Origin of the sequence: Aurantimicrobium minutum (assembly GCF_029892845.1) — a bacterium.
Classification (GTDB): domain Bacteria; phylum Actinomycetota; class Actinomycetes; order Actinomycetales; family Microbacteriaceae; genus Aurantimicrobium; species Aurantimicrobium minutum_B.
Genome location: NZ_JARXVT010000001.1, coordinates 446,084 through 465,320 on the forward strand (window position 1 = coordinate 446,084; position 19,237 = coordinate 465,320).

Here is a 19,237-nt window from a genome sequence, read left to right on the forward strand (position 1 = left end):
CACGTAGTTCCGGTACTTGTCAGTCAACGGCTTAAACTTGAATCATGCGAGTACTAGCGGCAATGAGCGGTGGAGTTGACTCCGCTGTTGCTGCTGCGCGAGCAGTTGAAGCGGGTCACGACGTTGTAGGTGTGCACTTAGCCCTCAGTCGGATGCCTGGCACCCTCCGCACAGGAGCCCGAGGCTGCTGCACCATCGAAGACTCGATGGATGCGCAGCGTGCAGCCACCATGCTGGGTATTCCCTATTACGTGTGGGACTTCTCTGAGCGGTTCAAGTCCGACGTGGTCGATGACTTCATTGCTGAATATCAGGCCGGTCGCACGCCGAACCCCTGCATGCGCTGCAACGAGAAAATCAAGTTTGCTGCTCTGATGGAAAAAGCTATTGCTCTCGGCTTTGATGCTGTCTGCACAGGTCACTACGCCAACGTTGTTCCTGATGTCAATGGCAACCTCGAGCTTCACCGCGCTAGTGCGTGGGCAAAGGATCAGTCTTATGTGCTGGGTGTGCTCACCTCGGATCAGCTCGCGCATGCCATGTTCCCTCTTGGCGACACCCCCTCTAAGGACCTCATTCGTGCGGAAGCAGCAGAGCGTGGTCTGAGCGTTGCTCAGAAGCCCGATAGTCACGACATATGTTTCATCCCTGATGGTGATACTCGTGGCTGGCTCGCTGATCGCGTCGGCATCACCGAAGGTGACATTGTCGACACCGAAGGTAACAAGCTCGGAACCCACGAAGGAACACCTGGCTTCACCATTGGTCAGCGCAAGGGACTCCACATCGGAACCCCAGCTCCAGATGGTCTACCTCGCTTTGTTCTCGAGATTCGTCCTAAGACCAACACGGTCGTGGTCGGCCCCAAGGAAGCACTCGACATTATCGAGATTGCTGGAACGAGCTTCACTTGGTGCGGAGAACCACAAGAAAACCCTGAGAACGAGTTTGATGTGGAAGTGCAGATTCGTGCACACGCTGACCCTGTTCCTGCAGTTGCTCTGCTGGTTGGTGGCGAACTCGTGGTTCGCCCCGCCAACCCGCTCAACTCAGTGGCAGCAGGCCAGACCGCTGTGATTTATGTCGGCACCCGAGTCCTGGGGCAATTCACGATTGCCCGAACCGTGAGTGATCTGAATGTCGTGGCCACCGCATGAGCGAAGATGCGCTCTTCGGCGATGACCTCGCACTTGAGAAAGAACTGACCGACTTCGAAAAAGCACAACACGAAGTCGAAGAACTCACCAGCAAAATACTTGAAGCACGCGATGCTTACTATGAGCGTGATGAGAGCCTGATTGCTGACCTTGAATATGACGCTCTGATACAGCGCCTCGAAGCAATCGAACGAACCTACCCAGAACTTCAGGGACAAGACAGCCCCACCCTTTCTGTGGGTGGCAAGGCAACTGAACTTTTTGCACCAGTGACCCACGCAGCTCGGATGATGAGCCTGGATAACGTCTTCTCGCAAGAACAGTTCATGGACTGGGCTGCGCGCATCAAGAAAGACACTGGGCGAGAAGTCAACTACCTCTGCGAGTTGAAGATTGATGGCCTTGCCATCAATCTGCGCTACGAAAATGGAACGCTGGTCTCTGCTGCAACTCGTGGCGATGGCGTTGTCGGTGAAGATGTCACAGCGAATGTGCTCACCATCAAAACCATCCCCACGAAACTTGCTGGCACAGGACATCCTGCCCTTGTTGAAGTACGCGGAGAGATTTTCTTTCCCGTTGATGCATTTCGAAAGTTGAATGTGGAACTGGCGCAGGCAGGGGAGAAAGTTTTCGCTAACCCCCGCAATGCCGCTAGTGGCTCTTTGCGCCAAAAAGACCCAGAGAAGACGGCCACCAGACCACTTGCCATGTTGGTGCACGGTATTGGTGCTTGGGAAGACGCTCCCGTTCCTACGCAGTCCGAAGTGTATGGACTGCTCAAGAGCTGGGGACTGCCCACCTCAACCCACTACCGAGTTGTCAGCTCAGCAGCAGATGCAGCCACTTTCATTCGTGAGATGGGTGCGGCCAGAGATTCTGTTGAACACGAAATCGATGGCATTGTCATCAAAGTTGATGACATGGCCACCCAGCGAGAGCTGGGTGCCACCTCACGAGCACCTCGCTGGGCTATTGCCTACAAATACCCACCCGAGCAGGTCAACACCAAGCTGGTAGATATTCGTGTCAGTGTGGGGCGCACCGGTCGGGCCACGCCCTATGCGGTCGTTGAGCCCGTCAAGGTTGCCGGCTCCACTGTGGAGTTCGCTACCCTTCACAATCAAGATGTCGTCAAAGCCAAGGGCGTGCTGATCGGTGACACCATCGTCATCCGCAAAGCCGGAGATGTCATCCCGGAAGTTCTTGGACCCGTGCTTGAACTACGTGATGGCACAGAACGAGCCTTCGTCATGCCCGAAGGCTGTCCTGAATGCGGGGCAAAGCTCGCACCGGCTTCTGAGGGTGACATCGACCTGCGTTGCCCTAACCAAAAGAGCTGTCCGGCTCAGGTTCGTGGCCGCGTGGAGCACATTGGTTCACGTGGCGGTCTTGATATCGAAGGCCTCGGCGAAGTCGCTGCCACTGCTCTGACCAATCACAAAGATGGTGAAGAACCACCACTGGCTACCGAAGCACATTTGTTTGCATTGACACTGGAGGAACTCAAGCAGGTTCCTTACTTTGTCAACGCCGATGGCACCGAGTCCAAGAACGCAGTCGAACTCATTGCCAATCTTGAACTAGCTAAGACCAAGCCACTGTGGCGATTGCTGGTTTCGCTCAACATTCGCCACGTGGGCCCCGTCGCAGCGCGCGCATTGGCAAACCACTTTGGTTCGCTGGATGCTATTCGTGCCGCCAGCCTTGACGAGTTGGCTGCTGTCGATGGCGTTGGCGCAATCATTGCTGAGTCACTGACCAATTGGTTCCAGGTTGATTGGCATCAGGACATCATTGAGCAATGGAAGGCCGCGGGCGTTCAGTTCGAGATCCTAGGCCACGAAGGCCCAGGTGCTGTTGTCGAAATCGAGGGACCCTGTTCAGGTCTGACCATCGTAGCCACCGGATCCCTTGAAGGATTTACCCGTGATGGTGCGCAAGAAGCCATCATCGCTGCTGGAGGCAAGCCCGCATCGAGTGTGTCCAAGAAGACCGACTTTGTTGCGGCCGGTCCAGGTGCTGGATCCAAGCTCACTAAGGCTGAAGAACTAGGTATTCCGGTTCTGGATGCAGAGGGCTTCACGAAGCTACTTGCCGAAGGCCCTAGCGCCGTTCGCTAGGTAGACTAAAGACCAAATCACACGTACTTTCACGTTCGTTTGTAGTGCACGGAGAATCATGTCTGACATTTCTGCCGAGCAAGTCCGCCACCTGGCTAACTTGGCTCGCATTGACCTTTCTGACGCGGAAATCGCGACAATGACCACTGAGCTGGGCCAGATCATGGAAGCAGTTGCTTCCGTGCAGGCCGTTGCCACACCTGATGTGCCAGCAACCAGCCACCCCATCCCGCTCAAGAACGTCTACCGTCCCGACGTTGTCGCTGATGTGATTCCGACTGACAAGGCATTGGCTTCTGCTCCCGAGCACGATGGTTCGCGCTTTAAGGTGTCTGCAATTCTGGGGGAGGAGCAGTAATCATGTCTGACCTCATTCACAAGACTGCTGCCCAGCTCGCTGAGATGCTCGCAGCCGGAACCACTACTTCAGTCGAGATCACTCAGGCTCACCTAGACCGCATTGCAGCAGTCGACGGTGATCTCAACGCTTTCTTGCACGTGAACGCTGCTGTTTCTCTCGAAGCTGCGAAGGCTTCTGACGCACGCCGTGCTGCGGGTGCACCGCTCAGCCCACTTGATGGCGTTCCGATCGCTATCAAGGACGTGCTTGTCACCACAGACATGCCTTCTACTTCAGGTTCCAAGATTCTCGAAGGCTGGATGTCTCCGTATGACGCCACCGTCGTGACCAAGGTCCGCGAAGCAGGACTTGTCCCACTCGGCAAGACCAACATGGACGAATTCGCCATGGGATCGTCAACTGAGCACTCCGCTTATGGTCCTACTCGTAACCCCTGGGACCTCGACCGCATCCCTGGTGGTTCTGGTGGTGGCTCTGCTGCCGCTGTTGCTGCTTTTGAAGCTCCTCTTGCTCTCGGTTCTGACACGGGTGGATCTATCCGTCAGCCAGCCCACATCACCGGCACCGTGGGCGTGAAGCCCACCTATGGTGGTGTTTCTCGCTATGGCGCGATTGCCTTGGCTTCCAGCTTTGACCAGATTGGTCCCGTGACTCGCACGGTCATGGACTCAGCGCTCCTGCATGACGTGATCAAGGGTCACGACGTGCACGACAGCACCTCGCTCAAGGATGAATGGCCTTCGTTCGCAGAAGCTGCGAAGAATGCCAACGTCAAGGGCCTCAAGATTGGTGTTATCGAGCAGTTGGATGGCGAAGGCTTCCAGCCTGGCGTTCTTGCTCGTTTCCACGAGTCGCTTGAACTGCTCAAGGCCAACGGTGCTGAGATTGTGAATGTCTCACTGCCCAGTCTCGAACACGCTGTTGCCGCTTACTACTTGATCCTTCCTGCAGAAGCTTCCAGTAACTTGGCCAAGTTTGACTCGGTTCGCTTTGGTTTGCGCGTGCAGCCAGAAGGTGGTGGAACGGTAGAGCAGGTCATGTCGGCAACCCGTGAAGCAGGTTTCGGCGCTGAAGTGAAGCGCCGCATCATCTTGGGAACCTACGCACTCTCTGCTGGCTACTACGACGCATATTACGGTTCTGCTCAGAAGGTGCGCACCCTCGTGCAGCGCGACTTTGCAGATGCGTTTAGCAAGGTTGATGTGTTGGCTTCGCCCACTGCTCCCACGACTGCGTGGAAGCTCGGCGAACAGCTTGATGACCCTGTGGCAATGTGGCGCGGAGATATTGCGACCATTCCTGCCAACATGGCTGGTATTCCTGGAATCAGCGTTCCTGCTGGTCTCGCAGACGAGGACGGATTGCCTGTCGGCATCCAGTTCCTCGCACCCGCTCGTGAAGATGCGCGCCTCTACAACGTCGGTGCAGCACTGGAAACGCTGCTGGAGCAGAAGTGGGGCCACACCCTGCTGAGCCAAGCACCAGAACTCAAGGGAGGGGCGCTCTAATGGCTAAAGCAAAGCTCATGGATTACGACAAGGCGCTCGAACTCTTCGAACCCGTGCTCGGTTTCGAAGTTCACGTTGAACTCTCCACCAAGACCAAGATGTTCTCGGCAGCTCCCAACAACTTCGGTAGCGAGCCCAACACCAACATCACACCTACCTGCTTAGGCCTTCCTGGTTCCTTGCCTGTGGTGAATGAAGAAGCAGTGCGCTACTCAATAAGCCTGGGCCTTGCTTTGGACTGCGAGATCGCAGAATCCTCCTCTTTTGCTCGTAAGAACTACTTTTACCCTGACCTGGCAAAGAACTACCAGATCTCCCAGTTCGATGAGCCCATCGCGATCAACGGAAATGTAGAAGTAGAGCTGCCCAACGGTCGCGTCTTCCAGATCGACATTGAGCGCGCTCACATGGAAGAAGACGCCGGAAAGCTCACCCACGTGGGTGGTTCCACCGGACGTATTCAAGGTGCTGAGTATTCCCTCGTGGACTACAACCGCGCTGGTGTTCCCCTGGTTGAGATTGTGACCCGCATGATTGAGGGCGCCGAACACGACGCTCCTGAACTTGCCAAGGCCTATGTCGCAACTATTCGTGACATTGTTCTGGCTCTGGGTATCTCTGATGCCAAGATGGAGCGCGGAAACTTGCGTTGTGATGCAAACGTGTCGCTTCGCCCCCGTGGTTCCGACAAGCTCGGTACTCGCACCGAAACCAAGAACGTGAACTCTCTGCGTTCGGTTGAGCGTGCTGTGCGCTACGAAATCCAGCGCCAGGCACAGATTCTTGCTGATGGGGGAACCATCATCCAAGAAACTCGCCACTGGCACGAAGACACCGGTGCCACCAGTGCCGGTCGTCCCAAGTCGGACGCGGATGACTACCGCTACTTCCCTGAGCCTGACCTGCTTCCCGTTGTGCCAGACCCAGCTCTCATTGAAGACCTGCGTGCTGCATTGCCAGAGAAGCCAGCTGAACGTCGTCGTCGCCTCAAGGCTGACTGGGGCTTCACTGACCTGGAATTCCAGGACGTGGTCAACTCTGGTCTGCTCAACGAGATCACCGAGACCGTTGCCGCTGGTGCAACCCCACAGGCTGCCCGTAAGTGGTGGACAGGTGAGATTGCTCGTTTGGCTAATGCTGCTGAGGGTGATGCCGGTATCGACATCACTCCAGCACAGGTTGCAGAACTTCAGCAACTGGTCAATGAAGGAACCTTGACCGACCGTTTGGCACGCCAGGTTCTTGAAGCTGTTGCTGCCGGTGAAGGTTCACCTCGCAAGATCGTGGAGACCAAGGGTCTTGCTGTGGTCAGCGATGACGGCGCATTGATCGCCGCCATCGACGAGGCTCTTTCCGCTCAGCCGGATGTCCTTGAGAAGATCAAGGATGGCAAGGTTCAGGCTGCTGGAGCCGTCATTGGTGCTGTTATGAAGGCAATGCAGGGCAAAGCAGACGCGGCACGCGTTCGTGAACTCGTGCTAGAACGAGCCGCTGCGCTCTAAACTGTCATTATGCGTATCGTTGAATTCATCGTTTCCTTCGCTTTGCTCGTAGTTGGTTTCTGGCTCATGGCTGCCGCATTCACTTCTGAATTCGTTGGCTACGAAGTACTGACCTTCACTGCAGGCATCGTCGCGTTCTCTGTGTCGTTCGGTCTGCCCATGCGTCGCTACCTGAAGGCATAATTACCTCCTCGATTCTTCATGTCGACATGGACGCGTTCTTCGCGTCCGTGGAGGTATTAGACCGACCCGACGTGGTTGGCAAACCTGCCGTTGTGGCACATGATTCAGCGCGGTCAGTAGTGACCAGCGCAACCTATGAGGCCCGTGCTATGGGTATTCGCTCCGCTATGCCGTTGAGCAATGCCAAGCGTCTTGTCCCAGATGTGATTGTGTTGGAACCGCATTTTGAGAAGTATCGCCATTACTCACAGCTGGTGATGAAGATTTTCCATGACTTCACACCGCTAGTGGAACAGCTGTCTATCGATGAGGCATTTCTTGATGTCTCGGGTGCTCAAAAGATCTTTGGATCTCCCGAGGAGATAGCTGCGCAGATCAAGCAGCGGGTCTTTGAAGAAACCGGCCTGCCCTGTTCAGTCGGTGTTGCCAGCACCAAGTTTGTGGCCAAGCTCGCGTCAACCAAGTCCAAGCCCAATGGTTTGCTGGTGATTCCTGAAGAGGACACTCTGAAGTTCCTGCACCCACTTCCCATTGACGCACTCTGGGGTGTGGGGAAGAAGACGGCGGAGATTCTTCACAAGCGAGGACTTCACACCGTGGCTGACGTTGCCCACTCGCCCGAGCAAAGTTTGATTACTGCACTCGGGCAAGCTGCGGGGGCTCATCTTTATGCCTTGTCCTGGGCTCGTGACAATCGCCCCGTCACTACCGAGCGGGTAGATAAGTCGATTGGAAAAGAGCACACCTTCAACGAAGATGTGACAGACCTCGAGAAACTCAAAGCCACGCTGTTGTTCCAAGCCGACCATGTTGGAGCCCAGCTGCGCAAAGCACAGCTCGAGGCTCGAACAATCGGCCTCAAGGTGACCTTCTCCGACTTTGAATCGTTGACGCGTTCGCGCACATTGCCCGAGGGGACAAGTGTGGGAAGAGAGATTCACAAGATTGTCTGTGAACTCTTGGATGATCTCCGCATTGGTGGGCGTGCAGTCCGCCTGATTGGTGTTCGTGCTGCGGGACTTGTTGAAGCAGGCGGACAGCAATTGTCATTGTGGGAAGACGATGTTGACCCGTGGAAAGATGCTGAGATTGTGATTGACCAGGTTGATCAAAAGTTTGGCCCCGCTAGTGTCCGTCCAGCCTCGTTACTGCGTAAGATAGAGCCCACACGGGAGTCCGGTACACCGGGCTGAGAGGGAAGTTTCGTAACTTCCGACCGTCGAACCTGATCTGGATCATGCCAGCGCAGGGAGGCATTCTCAACGAATAATCCCGTGCCCTCATTTCAACTGAAAGGGGCACGAAAGTGCACGCAACAACTGTTAACAAGTACCGCTGGCGCACCGTCGACATTGTCGTGGCAAGTGTCATTGGAGTCGCTTCAGGAATCATCTTCTGGGCATGGGGATTGGCCTATGGGCCACTCTCTGCCGCGCTGGCAGCAACGCCAGGCCTGACCGCCCTGTTGGGCGGTGGCTGGCTGTTTGCGGCTGTTCTGGGTGCGCTCATTGTGCGCAAGCCCGGTGCTGCCATCTACACCGAGCTCATTGCTGCCACTGTCTCTGCCTTGATCGGCAGCCAGTGGGGATTCGGAACACTCATGTCGGGATTGATTCAGGGCCTCGGCGCTGAGTTGGTCTTCGCTCTCTTCCTCTATGTCAATTGGAACGTCTTCACCGCTGTTCTTGCTGGCGCGGGTGCTGGCGTGGCCATGAGTATCAATGACTTGGTCGTCTGGTATCCCGGCGTGGACTCTGGTTTCCAGAGCATCTATGTCATCTGTGGTGTCATTTCAGGCGCCGTGCTGGGTGGTCTCGTGCCCTGGTTCATTGTGCGCGGGCTTGCCCGTGCCGGTGCGCTGAGTAGATTCGCTGCGGGACGCCAGAACTAAGTGGCAACTCTTTCAGCTCAGGAGTGGGGTTGGCAGTTCGCTGCCCGCCCTGCTCCTGCGTTGAATAACGTCTCCTTCGAGATCGCACTGGGGGAGCGTGTGCTTCTTCTCGGTGCTTCCGGTGTGGGCAAGAGCACGCTGCTGAGAGCTCTTGCTGGAGTTCTGGGTGAAGACGAGGGAACAGCTCGGGGAGAACTGCTCCTTGATGGGAGAAGCCCCGAAGCATCTCGTGGAAAAGTTGGCCTCGTTCTGCAAGATCCTGAGAACCAGGTCATTCTCGAGCGCGTAGGCGACGATGTGGCATTCGGGTGTGAAAACCTCGGTGTTCATCGCGAGGAAATCTGGCATCGAGTGAATGAAGCTCTTGCTCTGGTTGGTCTCAACGTGCCTCTCACTCACTCCACATCAGCGCTCTCAGGCGGCCAGAAGCAGCGCCTGGCGCTTGCAGGCGTATTGGCTATGAAACCGGAAATCATTGCCTTAGATGAGCCCACAGCTAACCTCGACCCCGCGGGGGCGCAAGCACTGAAGCAAGCCCTCACATCAGTGGCTGACTCCACCGGTGCCACCATCGTGATGGTCGAGCACCGGGTGGATATCTGGTGGGACTTTGCTACCAGAATTATCGTTCTGGGGGCTGACGGAGTGCTCTGGGATGGAGCGCCTGGCACTCTTCCCGAAGAAACAGCACACGTGTTGGAATCCGCTGGGGTGTGGTTACCGCATCGAACTGTTGCTGCTGGCCCGCAACATTCAGGTTCAACTGTCTTACTGAGTACTCAGAGCCTTCGTGCTGGCTATCCCGGCAGTAGTGAGCTCAGTCCAGAGGTGAACCTCACCATTCGTGCGGGGGAAGTCCTTGCAATTACGGGCCTTAATGGTGTGGGGAAGACAGCTCTTGCACTGACCCTGGGTGGATTGATTCCTGCGAAGCGGGGTCAAGTATCTGCTTCGACAGAATTACAAGAATCAGCAAAGTCATCTGGTCCTCTTCATTGGCGTTCTAGGGAACTCCTCACTCGCATCGGAAGTGTGTTCCAAGCACCTGAGCAACAGTTCATCGCCGCAACAGTCCGGGAAGAACTAGCTGCTGGTCCCAGAGCATTGGGGCTTTCAAAAGAAGAAATAGATGCTCAGGTTGATGAACTTCTCGAGCGACTTCACCTGCAGGAACTTGCTGATGCTCACCCCTTCACTCTGTCTGGCGGGCAACAGCGCAGACTTTCTGTGGGAACAGCACTGGCCACCAAGCCCAGGTTGCTGATTCTGGATGAACCTACCTTTGGCCAGGACGCCGTGACCTGGACAGAGATGGTCTCGCTGCTCAGTGAACTCCGTGCAGAAGGTCACGGCATTGTGGCCATCACCCACGATGAAGCCTTTGTAAAGGCGATTGCGGACAACGTGCTCGTGTTGGGTGGTGAGAAATGAAAACCATCAGTCCTCTGGCCAAGTTGTGTGCGGCCGGAATCCTCGGAATTGTTCTCTTACTGTCCATGGATCCTGTTTCAGCTGTGGTTGCTTTGGTCTTCGAGCTGGCATTGCTGCCGTGGGCAGGTGTGCCTGCACGTCGACTGCTCAGGCTATTGACCCCTCTGTTGATTGCAGCTCCTTTTGCTGGGCTCGCCACGCTGCTCTATGGCCGCGGCGGGGGAGTGGTCCTAGCGGAATTGGGGCCCTGGGTCATCACCTCTGATGAGGCTGGTCTTGCACTGGCCATCACGCTGCGCGTGTTGGCCGTGGCTCTTCCAGCAGTTGTTCTTTTTGCCACCACTGACCCCACCGATTTGGCAGATGGACTTGCTCAAATCTGGAAACTACCTGCTCGTTTTGTCCTGGGATCTTTGGCAGCGATTCGCATGTTGGGCTTGATGCGTCAGGACTGGCAGATGCTGCGCCTTGCCCGACGGGCACGTGGTGTTGGCAATAGTGGTGGGCCTCTTGCCGCTCTGCGCCGATGGGGAAATCAAGCAATGGCATTGCTGACCATTGCTGTGCGCAGAGGAAGTTTGCTGGCCACGGCGATGGAAGCTCGGGCATTTGATGCGCCAGTGACGAGGACGTGGGCACGGGAAGCGACTTTCACCACTCGGGACGGTTTGTTCATCGTTGGAGCAGCCCTCATTGCAGCGATAGCTGTCATGATGGCTGTTATGACGGGAGCGTGGAACTTTGTTATCTCCTGATCTTTCACAGATCACGGCTCATATTCATGCTCGTGCAGTTGCATATGACGCTGCGATCAAAAATGACCGCCACGCTCCTGCACCTACTTTCTTGATTGATGGTCCCAGCGGCTCTGGAAAGACCACCTTGGCCGCTGAGATTGAAAAGCATTGGAACTCGGCAGTGAAATTGCAGGTTGTTCACATGGACGACCTCTATCCCGGTTGGGATGGCCTGGCCGAAGGGTCTGCCACAGCTCTTGCCCTGTTGCACGAACGTGCCACAGGTGTAGACACACATTGGCAGCGCTATGACTGGGCAACAGAGAAGTTCACCCAATGGCACTCCGTTGATGCCCGTGAGCCTCTCCTTATTGAAGGTTGTGGCTCGATGGCTTTGGGGAGTGAATCGTTGTCGCAAGTGCGAATCTGGCTCGATGCTGAAACGGAACTGCGCAGAGAACGAGCGTTATCTCGCGCGGGGGAGAACTTTGCTGAGCACTGGACGCAGTGGGATGTGCAATATGAGAACTTTGTCACTCTCCACAACCCACAGGCCCTCGCGACCTTAGAAGTGTCCGCAAGCGAGTAGCCTAGAAGTATGACTACACCAGATCACACCGACGTCTACTTCACCGCCGAGTTCATTGACGGCCCTCTTGCAGGAACCGCTGAAGAGCGCGTCCTCGTTCGTGGTACCCACGACGAAAAGCTCAGCGAGGTTGCCCTCGTCGACGGTATCGAATCCATCTTCCGATACTTCGCGGTAGACACCCGCGAGGTTGCAGGCAAGCTCCACGTTCGTTACACCTTCAACGAACCAGCAAGCGACACCTTCACTTCTGAAGACGAGAACGAGTAATCGTTCACCCAATCAAAAAGTAAAGCCCGGAGCTGTAGCTCCGGGCTTTTCTTATGGGGCAAGGAGGTTATGAAGTTTCTTCTGGCTTTGTCAGAGCAGCAGCAATCTGGTGAATCTCATGAGCCTGGGCGGTAGAGGTTCGGCTCATCACAATGAATACGCCTGCAACGATAGCAATGGCAATACCAGCCAAGATGTAGCCAGCGAATGCGGAGAATGTGATCACAGCAACAAACAGAATGACGCCAGCGAGTATTCCAAATACGCGACCACTCAGAAGTTTCTTGCGAGCATTCTTGTCATAGTTCTCTGCGAGAAGGATGAGCCCAGAGTTGGTTTCTGGTTCTGTCTCTGGCTCAAGAGCTTCCTCAGGATCTTCCATATCGGGGAAGGTAAGGGAGGAGTCTCGCAGGATTTTGACGAAGCGATCTGGGATAGGAGTGCTGAAATCCACAGGCTCGAGAACGTAGTGGGGATCTGCACGATATTCATTGCGCGACTTGAAGCCAACAAGGAGTTGATCCAGGTTGTCACCGTTGTCAACGGTGTCGTCAGGATTGACGGAATTACGTGCCACGGTGGTTGCCCCCTATTTAACAAGTACTCCAAAACTATACAGGTGAAAATACCTGTCATTTGAGGGGCAACTACCTTTAATGACCTGTTTTGGGGCTTGCGAAGAGCAAAACAAAAGCCCGGAGCTAAGTGCTCCGGGCTTTCATTTACTTGGGGTGAGTAACGGGCATCGATTCATCTTCTTGAGTAAAGGGCAGTAGGACATATACCCATGAAAAACCGCGTACTTATGCGGAAAAGTGCCGTTTTGAGCCTTTATCCGTTTAGATAATTTAAGGGCTGATAATGACCCTTTTTGTTGGCGCGCCAACATCTTTGCCAACACAAGTCAGTGGGATCAGTGGGGAACATCATGCACCACTTGACGGGGGGGGGGGGCTATAACGTCCGTGGTAAGGAATAGGCTTACATTCGAAGATATATTCGAATTACATTGGGGGAGATAAACATGAGCGCGACGAACATCACGGTCACACAGATTCGTGAGATGGGGATTGCGCACAGCATGACCCCCAGTGAGGCATGGGGGGCTTTTATCTACCCAGCGTTATCGGCTTCATCAAGTACAGAGCCAGGCGATGTGCCAAATACTTCACAAAGCTTGTGAAGGTAGTAGGCGGTAGCTTCGCGCTTGCCGTTGATAACGCGTTCCACGGTGGCAATACCTAGCCCGGTCCGTTCGGCAATGATCCGAAAGCTTAGGCCGCTTGCTTCGTAGTCGCGTCGAAGAATGGCTGCTACAGCTTGGCTGTACTTGTCCCCCTGCATGTTACTCATAACGCCCATTCTACATTCGACACGCCGAAATAGCTTGCCTGTTTGATATCCGTTTGGATAGTGCCTAGTGTTATCCGTATGGATAGTAAAAGCTTCGACAAAGCACTTACCCAGTCAATCAGAGAAGCCCGTGAATCAGCTGGGATTAGTCTGAACACACTCTCAGGTAAGTCTGGTATTCCCTACGCGACTCTTTATCGCAAGGTTGAACAAGACTCCGGTTCACTCACAGCCCGTGATGTTCACGCGATAGCTAAAGTCCTCAACATCTCAGCTCGGGATCTATTCCCTAAGGCATGCGCATGAGCGAGTTTGAGAAGCTCATCGACATCAACGAGCTTGCAGAAATGCTCGGGGTATCGAGAGACACCGCTTACAAGTACGCCCGTGAAGGTGTAATCCCTTCTCTTCGAATCCGTCGTACCTGGCGTTTCTCTCCTCAGGCCGTCCGTGACCAAATGGCTGCACCGCGTGACCTATGGGCGTACCCGGCAACAGCCAAAGCCTTACGTAAGAAGGCTTCCTAATCTCCGGGGCTGGCTGATTCCCCCCATTGTCTGCCAGCTCCGGTCTTTCATAACTGAATACAGAACTGGTGGGGGCTGCTCGATTTGGAACGGTCAGCTCCCACCACACACAAAGAGAAAACCCCCAGCGGTAACTGGGGGCTTGATACAGAAAGGCACTACATGTCTACTGCAACACCAACTGTAACACCGGTACAGCATTTGTACCGTTCTAACGCATCGGATACGTCTATTGCGGCTGCTGAGTCGTTGGATGTGTCTGGTTTGGAGTCTCTTGTTTTGGAGGCTATTCGTGACGGCGGTTTTACGGGCATGACTCAGGGTGAGTTGCTTGCGAAGTTCCCTGGTCATTCTTATTCGTCGATTACTGCCCGTCCTGCTGCTTTGAAGCGTAAGGGTTTGGTGGTTGATTCGGGGCTTCGTCGTCTGGGGCCGAATGGGAAGGCTCAGGCTGTGTTGATTGCGAAGGAGTTCTCGCTGTGAATGATTTCGATTTGAGTCGTCAGTTTCCTCCTGTGAAGGCTCCTTCTTTTTATGACGGTGACTATTCGTTTTCTCAAACGAAACCGAACACTGGGTTTGTTTCTGGTGTTGCGGTTGGCTGCGGTGTCGTAGCTGTCCTTGTCTTGTTTCTTGCTGTTGTGGCTCTTGTGGCGGTGATGATCTAGTGGCTCGTTTGACTGCTCAGGAGAAGCGTGACCGTGAGTTTATGGCGCTACTTGATAATGCGTTGCTTGACCAGAAGGCCGAACTTGGCGTTCTTCATGCTCGTGAAAAGTCTGCTGCTCGTAATGAGTCGTTTGAGCGTGGCTGGGGTCAGGGGTATGAGCGTGCTGTGAAGGAGTTTGCACAGCTGTCTTGGCTAGACCGCCTTTTCTGGAGGGCTGAGCGTTGAGCCTGACGTTTATTGCAGGGTTTGTTGTTGCTGCTGTTCCTGCCTTGTTTATGGGCGTGAATAACGGGGCAACGATGCTTGGTGTCATTGTTATGGCTTTCGCTGGTACACGCCTTTTGCGAGGTGCCAAATGAGTGGCCTAGCTAATGGCGAACTGATTCAGCGTGAGTTTCGTATGTGGCGTTCACGCCAAAAGTGGGGGGGGGGGGGTCTCCGTTTTGGATGCTCTGAACTCTGCCGAGGATGCACTGGTGGACATTGTTCACGGCCGTATCGATTCAACGAAGCTCTCTGCCAAGGAAGCGATTGCGTTGAAGGAACGGGGCGAGCTGTGATCCACGAAACCGGTTCCTTATCGAGTTACTTCCGTAATGGTTGCCGTTGCGTGACATGTAAGACGTTTGTGCGCGAATACCGCATTGAGCGCTTGTCTCGCATGTCTGCTGAGGAAGTCGCTGCTAAGCGTGCATTGAAAAATGAGCGCCAACGTATCCGTCGGGCGGTGTCCGCATGAGTGTGAAGCAGTCCTGGCTAATCAACTTCCCTTATGAACGTCCACCGTTGACTTCTAATCAACGTATGCATTGGGGGCAGAAAATGACTCTGACCCGAAAGGTTCGACGGGTCGCTGCTAAAGAATCTGCCCATATACCTGCATTGGGAAAGTGCAGAGTTCAACTCGTTTGGCTGGTGCTCGATAACCGTCGGCGTGATGTTGACAACGTGGTGCCAACTCTCAAGGCGATGTGTGACGGCCTCGTAGATGCCGGGCTGGTGCCTGATGATACGCCGGAATACATGATGAAGCTCATGCCGGTCATTCACAAAGTAGATCGTGAGTTTGGTCCAGCCAAGCTCCAACTAATTATTGAGGAAATGTAAATGTCGTACACAGTTTTGGAGGCTGTTCCTAACTCTGTGGAGTGGTTACAGGCTCGTAAGTCGTTCATTGGGGCTTCTGAGGTTGCGTGCATCCTTGGTTTGTCTAAGTGGTCAACTCCGTTGGGTATTTATACCGACAAGCTCACCCCGGAAGTTTCTAGCGAAATGACGGAGTGGCAGGAGTGGGGTCACCGTTTAGAGGATGCGATTGCTCAGTGGGTTGAGGATACGCAAGGCCATGCAGTGCTGCCTTCTCCTGGTCTTTTACAGTCGGTCGAATATCCGTGGCTTGGTGCTACGCCTGACCGTGTGAACGCGAATGGTGAACCTATTGAGCTAAAGACTTCTTCAACCTATATGAAGGATTCGTGGGCTGATGGGGTGCCTTTGAACTATCAGGTGCAGGTACTTGTCCAAATGATTGTTCTAGGCGCTAAGCGTGGCTATCTCGCTGTTCTTCACGGCGGGAATCAGCCCGAGTTTTACGTCATCGAATGGAATCAGGCAGCTGTTGACCAGATCATCGAGATTACGGGCGATTTCTGGAAGAACAATGTCCTTGCATTGACTCCACCAGAGCCGACGACCATTTCGGAAGTGACTGAAGTATTCAAGGATTCAGGGAACTCTCTGAGCGTTGATGAGCGCATCCTGAACGTGTGGTGGCTTGACGGCCAGGCACGTTCAACGTTGAAGCAGGCAAAGGAAGATTCCGACAAGGTTGCTGATGCTCTCAAGGAGCTATTGAACGCTACTGACAACTCTGAGATTCAGTTTGAGGGTAAGTCGCTTTATACGTGGAAGCGCCCGAAGCCTTCTGTGTCGTTTGATATGGCCCTTTTCAAGGCTGAACATCCCGATACTCACGCGCAGTACATGCGTGAACATCCCTCTACGCCTCGTTTTTTGCGTAAGACCCTCAAGGAATTTGAGGCAGACCCTCCCGAGTCGTGGGAGGCCGGAATGACTGTTGAGGACATTCTTGCCGGTTACGACGAACTCACTATTTGGAAATCAACTTTGAAGGAAGAAAACTAATGACTGATATTTCTCAGGCTATTGCTGAAAAGCAGGTCGAACAGAAGAAAAACCCGACAGTTCGGGATCTCGTGCAGGCTCAACAGTCCGCTATTGAGGTGCAACTTGCTGGGGCGATGAACTCGGGCGCGTTTGTGCGTGCAGCGATTTCAACGATTGCTCAATCTGCTGATTTGCAGCAGGCCACTCCGTCGAGTGTGTTGGGCGGAATCATGTTGGCGGCTCAACTCAAGTTGGAGATTGGTCCAGCTTTGGGGCACTTCTACCTGACTCCACGTAAGCAGGGTGGTCAGCAGATTTGCCTCCCCATTATTGGGTATCAGGGATACATCGAGTTGGCTTACCGTTCTGGACGTATCGAGAAGATTGAAACGTTCCTGGTACGTGAGGGTGACAAGTTCGACCACGGCGCGAACAGTGAACGTGGCCGATTCTTTGATTGGTTGCCTGCCGATTATGACGAGAAGCGTGCCTGGACTGGTGTTGTCGCTATGGCGAAGCTCAAGGGTGCCGGAACAGTGTGGGCTTATCTTCCTCAGGACAAGGTGCTTGCTCGCCGTCCTTCTTATTGGCAGTCAACTCCTTGGAAAACTAATGAGGAAGAAATGGCGCGTAAGACCGCTATTCGTGCGTTGGCTCCTTACCTGCCGAAGTCAACTGAGCTGGGTAAGGCTATTCAGGCTGATGAGCAGAAGGTTGAGGCTATCGCTGGCGTTCACGATCTCGTTATTACTCGTGACGATGCCTCTACTGACGTTATTGAGGTTGAGACTCCGGTTGAGGCTTGGCCTGCTGTGGAGGTTCCAGCATGAGTTGGGTGAAGGGTGACCGTCTCAGGGTAACGCTGGAGGTTATTGCTGAGGAACCTAGTGACGAAACGGGTGATGTTTGGTTCCGTGAAGGCGTTGGCCGTTCATATTTGAACCTGCCAGATATCAAGCTGGCTGGCGGTGAATACACGCTGGAAGTCGTCCGTGAAGTTGTGAAACTACCTAGAAAGAAGTGGGCGCAAGTTGTCTACAAAGATGCTTTCGGTGTCGAGATATTGGCCACTACTTGCATAGATGGACTCTGCTGGCATGACATTTTCGGCAAAGAAGTTTCTATTGATTACATTCGGCAGCAATACGTCCGCACTCTCTCTGAGGGGGTTGACGAATGAACGTTTCTAAGAAGGTTGCTCTGTCTGTATATGAGCGTGATTCGTACCGATGTGCTGCATGTAGCTCTGATTCGCTCTCTATCCAGCACCGCACTAACCGTGGCATGGGTGGCGACCCTAAGGGCTACAAGAACGTCTTATCGAACCTTATGGCGCTGTGTGGACTGTGTAACGGCGCTTTAGAGGTCGATACGAAGTTCCGCGACACCGGTATCCGTAACGGGTGGAAAACCTTTGAGTGGGATGACACCGAACGGGTCGCTGTTTTCTACATCTGGGCGCGTGAATGGCGCTTACTGAGCAACGACGGAACATTCCGAGTCGTTGACGTTTCAGAAATAACCAGGGGAAAGAACGACGCCCCTCTCGTAATTGGAAAGGCTGCGTAATGGGCTGGGTACGTGTCTCTGATGATTTCTATGATCAGAGGAAGTTTTATGGCGTTACTGCTCTTGGTGATGCGTTGTGGATTCGTGGTTTGGCTTTCGCTAACCGCAACCTAACTGACGGATTCATCCCTAAACGGGCTGTGAAGGGGCTTATTGATACGACTGGCCTGTCAATCTCGGTTGATAACTTTACGGGCCGTGATGCTTCTCCTGAGGATGCTGTAACGGAGTTACTAACGGCTGATATTTGGCATGAGTCTGGGCATGATTGTGAGTCTTGTCCTGATGTTCCTCGTGGCGTGTATCTGATTCACGATTACCTCGATTTTCAGCCTTCACGGGAGAAAGTGCTTGAAGAGCGTGACCGAGTACGTGGCCGTGTGCAAAATCACCGTGAAAAGAAGCGCAAAAGCGGTGTAACGGATGATGTAACAGCAGGTGTAACGGATGATGTACGGGCGATGTACGACCGCCCCCAACCCCAACCCCAACCCCAGTTAAGACTTAATAAAGTCAGTCAAGTTCTTAACCGCGAAACATGCGAAATTGACTCAGAAATTAGTGTCATCAATTCAAGCCTCAAAGGGTTAGGTGTCTCAAACTTTACGAAGCTTCATGCAGAGCTAGTGAACGTTACTGGTAGGTCTGTCACTGTCCAGCAGGCGTACGAGATTGTTTTGGATCTCTTATCTCGTGCTTCGGGGATTGTGGAGAAACCTCAGGCGTATTTGTTGACGGCGATTAAGAACTCTTGGGCTGAGTTGCAGCAGTCAATCGATGAGGGGGCTGTCGCATGAGCCAGTTGTCTTTCTTTGATGAGCTTGAACGGGCAGAGGCTGAGCGTTTAGCAGCTTTGCAGGTGGAGCGTTCTAAGCCTGTGGTGTGTTCGCATTGTGGCGAGGAGTCTCCTAACCGATATTTGGGTGATACCAATCACGGGATTATCTTCAACGGTTGGTGTTCTAAGCGCCTGTGGTTGAACTCGTGGGCTAAGCCAGGTACTTGGGCTGAACAACATGAAGAACGGTTCGAGACTTCTTCAGCATGGCTTTTAGCGCGTGGCTGGGTGGCTTGTGATGAGCATGACCGCGCTAACTGGGTAGATGGTCACATTCCTTACTGGGAGGTGCAGAAGTGATTGATGCAACTGTTCGGGATTTCCGAACTGTTCCTTGTGTGCGTTGCCGGAACCTTATCCGCGTACCTAACGATCCATGTATCGATGTGGTGGCTTGTGTA

Annotated in this window: 28 protein-coding genes and 1 riboswitch; of the genes, 26 read left to right on the plus strand and 2 right to left on the minus strand. The window is 53.9% G+C overall.

The window, feature by feature from the left end; all coding sequences use genetic code 11:
- Positions 1-44: 44 nt before the first annotated feature.
- From mnmA to M2118_RS02205, 12 genes are all read left to right on the plus strand, one after another.
- Positions 45-1,157 carry a tRNA 2-thiouridine(34) synthase MnmA gene (mnmA, locus tag M2118_RS02150; protein WP_280794312.1) on the plus strand — a complete coding sequence of 371 codons (1,113 nt, stop codon included), beginning with the start codon at positions 45-47 and terminating at the stop codon, positions 1,155-1,157.
- Complete coding sequence (gene ligA / locus M2118_RS02155; protein WP_280794313.1) at positions 1,154-3,280, plus strand: NAD-dependent DNA ligase LigA; 2,127 nt, start codon at positions 1,154-1,156, stop codon at positions 3,278-3,280. The genes mnmA and ligA overlap by 4 nt, the downstream gene beginning before the upstream one ends.
- A 58-nt stretch (positions 3,281-3,338) precedes the next feature.
- Positions 3,339-3,638, plus strand: a complete 300-nt coding sequence (gene gatC / locus M2118_RS02160; RefSeq protein WP_110233754.1) for an Asp-tRNA(Asn)/Glu-tRNA(Gln) amidotransferase subunit GatC — start codon at positions 3,339-3,341, stop codon at positions 3,636-3,638.
- A gap of 2 nt (positions 3,639-3,640) precedes the next feature.
- On the plus strand, positions 3,641-5,149 hold the full coding sequence (gene gatA / locus M2118_RS02165; RefSeq protein WP_280794314.1) for an Asp-tRNA(Asn)/Glu-tRNA(Gln) amidotransferase subunit GatA: 1,509 nt from the start codon (positions 3,641-3,643) through the stop codon (positions 5,147-5,149).
- Complete coding sequence (gatB, locus tag M2118_RS02170; protein WP_280794315.1) at positions 5,149-6,651, plus strand: Asp-tRNA(Asn)/Glu-tRNA(Gln) amidotransferase subunit GatB; 1,503 nt, start codon at positions 5,149-5,151, stop codon at positions 6,649-6,651. Before gatA ends, gatB begins: the two co-directional genes overlap by 1 nt.
- A gap of 9 nt (positions 6,652-6,660) precedes the next feature.
- Entirely contained in the window at positions 6,661-6,834 is a 174-nt protein-coding gene (locus tag M2118_RS02175; RefSeq protein ID WP_280794316.1) for a hypothetical protein, read from the plus strand.
- A gap of 11 nt (positions 6,835-6,845) precedes the next feature.
- Positions 6,846-8,027, plus strand: a complete 1,182-nt coding sequence (gene dinB / locus M2118_RS02180) for a DNA polymerase IV (protein WP_432418373.1) — start codon at positions 6,846-6,848, stop codon at positions 8,025-8,027.
- Positions 7,993-8,101, plus strand: a riboswitch (TPP riboswitch). (Overlaps the previous gene by 35 nt.)
- A 39-nt stretch (positions 8,102-8,140) precedes the next feature.
- The gene (locus tag M2118_RS02185) at positions 8,141-8,725 is read left to right on the plus strand and encodes an ECF transporter S component (protein WP_280794317.1); all 585 of its coding nucleotides are present in this window, start codon (positions 8,141-8,143) and stop codon (positions 8,723-8,725) included.
- Entirely contained in the window at positions 8,726-10,156 is a 1,431-nt protein-coding gene (locus M2118_RS02190; protein ID WP_280794318.1) for an ABC transporter ATP-binding protein, read from the plus strand.
- On the plus strand, positions 10,153-10,911 hold the full coding sequence (locus tag M2118_RS02195; protein WP_280794319.1) for an energy-coupling factor transporter transmembrane component T family protein: 759 nt from the start codon (positions 10,153-10,155) through the stop codon (positions 10,909-10,911). Before M2118_RS02190 ends, M2118_RS02195 begins: the two co-directional genes overlap by 4 nt.
- Positions 10,898-11,482: an AAA family ATPase gene (locus M2118_RS02200; RefSeq protein ID WP_280794320.1), complete on the plus strand. Its 585-nt coding sequence runs from the start codon at positions 10,898-10,900 to the stop codon at positions 11,480-11,482. The genes M2118_RS02195 and M2118_RS02200 overlap by 14 nt, the downstream gene beginning before the upstream one ends.
- Before the next feature lie 9 nt (positions 11,483-11,491).
- Positions 11,492-11,752, plus strand: coding sequence for a hypothetical protein (locus M2118_RS02205; RefSeq protein WP_280794321.1), 261 nt, complete (start codon positions 11,492-11,494; stop codon positions 11,750-11,752).
- A gap of 67 nt (positions 11,753-11,819) precedes the next feature.
- Here the strand turns inward: M2118_RS02205 and M2118_RS02210 are convergent, their stop codons facing one another.
- Together M2118_RS02210 and M2118_RS02215 are read right to left on the minus strand one after the other, a co-directional pair.
- The gene (locus M2118_RS02210; protein ID WP_280794322.1) at positions 11,820-12,329 is read right to left on the minus strand and encodes a phage holin family protein; all 510 of its coding nucleotides are present in this window, start codon (positions 12,327-12,329) and stop codon (positions 11,820-11,822) included.
- A gap of 536 nt (positions 12,330-12,865) precedes the next feature.
- The gene (locus M2118_RS02215; RefSeq protein WP_280794323.1) at positions 12,866-13,105 is read right to left on the minus strand and encodes a helix-turn-helix domain-containing protein; all 240 of its coding nucleotides are present in this window, start codon (positions 13,103-13,105) and stop codon (positions 12,866-12,868) included.
- 78 nt (positions 13,106-13,183) lie between these two features.
- On the opposite strand from M2118_RS02215, the gene M2118_RS02220 reads away from it, so the two are divergent.
- From M2118_RS02220 to M2118_RS02285, 14 genes are all read left to right on the plus strand, one after another.
- Entirely contained in the window at positions 13,184-13,411 is a 228-nt protein-coding gene (locus M2118_RS02220) for a helix-turn-helix domain-containing protein (protein WP_280794324.1), read from the plus strand.
- On the plus strand, positions 13,408-13,632 hold the full coding sequence (locus M2118_RS02225; protein WP_280794325.1) for a helix-turn-helix domain-containing protein: 225 nt from the start codon (positions 13,408-13,410) through the stop codon (positions 13,630-13,632). Before M2118_RS02220 ends, M2118_RS02225 begins: the two co-directional genes overlap by 4 nt.
- 162 nt (positions 13,633-13,794) lie before the next feature.
- Positions 13,795-14,115, plus strand: coding sequence for a hypothetical protein (locus tag M2118_RS02230; RefSeq protein ID WP_280794326.1), 321 nt, complete (start codon positions 13,795-13,797; stop codon positions 14,113-14,115).
- Positions 14,112-14,300, plus strand: a complete 189-nt coding sequence (locus tag M2118_RS02235) for a hypothetical protein (RefSeq protein ID WP_280794327.1) — start codon at positions 14,112-14,114, stop codon at positions 14,298-14,300. The genes M2118_RS02230 and M2118_RS02235 overlap by 4 nt, the downstream gene beginning before the upstream one ends.
- Entirely contained in the window at positions 14,300-14,527 is a 228-nt protein-coding gene (locus M2118_RS02240; protein ID WP_280794328.1) for a hypothetical protein, read from the plus strand. Before M2118_RS02235 ends, M2118_RS02240 begins: the two co-directional genes overlap by 1 nt.
- Entirely contained in the window at positions 14,524-14,661 is a 138-nt protein-coding gene (locus M2118_RS02245) for a hypothetical protein (RefSeq protein ID WP_280794329.1), read from the plus strand. Before M2118_RS02240 ends, M2118_RS02245 begins: the two co-directional genes overlap by 4 nt.
- A 251-nt stretch (positions 14,662-14,912) precedes the next feature.
- Positions 14,913-15,041: a hypothetical protein gene (locus M2118_RS02250; RefSeq protein ID WP_280794330.1), complete on the plus strand. Its 129-nt coding sequence runs from the start codon at positions 14,913-14,915 to the stop codon at positions 15,039-15,041.
- Between the two features lie 83 nt (positions 15,042-15,124).
- Positions 15,125-15,409: a hypothetical protein gene (locus M2118_RS02255; protein WP_280794331.1), complete on the plus strand. Its 285-nt coding sequence runs from the start codon at positions 15,125-15,127 to the stop codon at positions 15,407-15,409.
- Entirely contained in the window at positions 15,410-16,447 is a 1,038-nt protein-coding gene (locus M2118_RS02260) for a YqaJ viral recombinase family protein (protein WP_280794332.1), read from the plus strand.
- Entirely contained in the window at positions 16,447-17,259 is an 813-nt protein-coding gene (locus M2118_RS02265; protein ID WP_280794333.1) for a recombinase RecT, read from the plus strand. Before M2118_RS02260 ends, M2118_RS02265 begins: the two co-directional genes overlap by 1 nt.
- A complete protein-coding gene (locus M2118_RS02270) occupies positions 17,256-17,609 on the plus strand; it encodes a hypothetical protein (protein WP_280794334.1) in 354 nt (117 codons plus the stop codon). Before M2118_RS02265 ends, M2118_RS02270 begins: the two co-directional genes overlap by 4 nt.
- Entirely contained in the window at positions 17,606-17,998 is a 393-nt protein-coding gene (locus M2118_RS02275; RefSeq protein WP_280794335.1) for an HNH endonuclease, read from the plus strand. The genes M2118_RS02270 and M2118_RS02275 overlap by 4 nt, the downstream gene beginning before the upstream one ends.
- Entirely contained in the window at positions 17,998-18,795 is a 798-nt protein-coding gene (locus M2118_RS02280) for a hypothetical protein (protein ID WP_280794336.1), read from the plus strand. The genes M2118_RS02275 and M2118_RS02280 overlap by 1 nt, the downstream gene beginning before the upstream one ends.
- On the plus strand, positions 18,792-19,136 hold the full coding sequence (locus M2118_RS02285; RefSeq protein WP_280794337.1) for a hypothetical protein: 345 nt from the start codon (positions 18,792-18,794) through the stop codon (positions 19,134-19,136). The genes M2118_RS02280 and M2118_RS02285 overlap by 4 nt, the downstream gene beginning before the upstream one ends.
- Positions 19,137-19,237 lie beyond the last annotated feature (101 nt).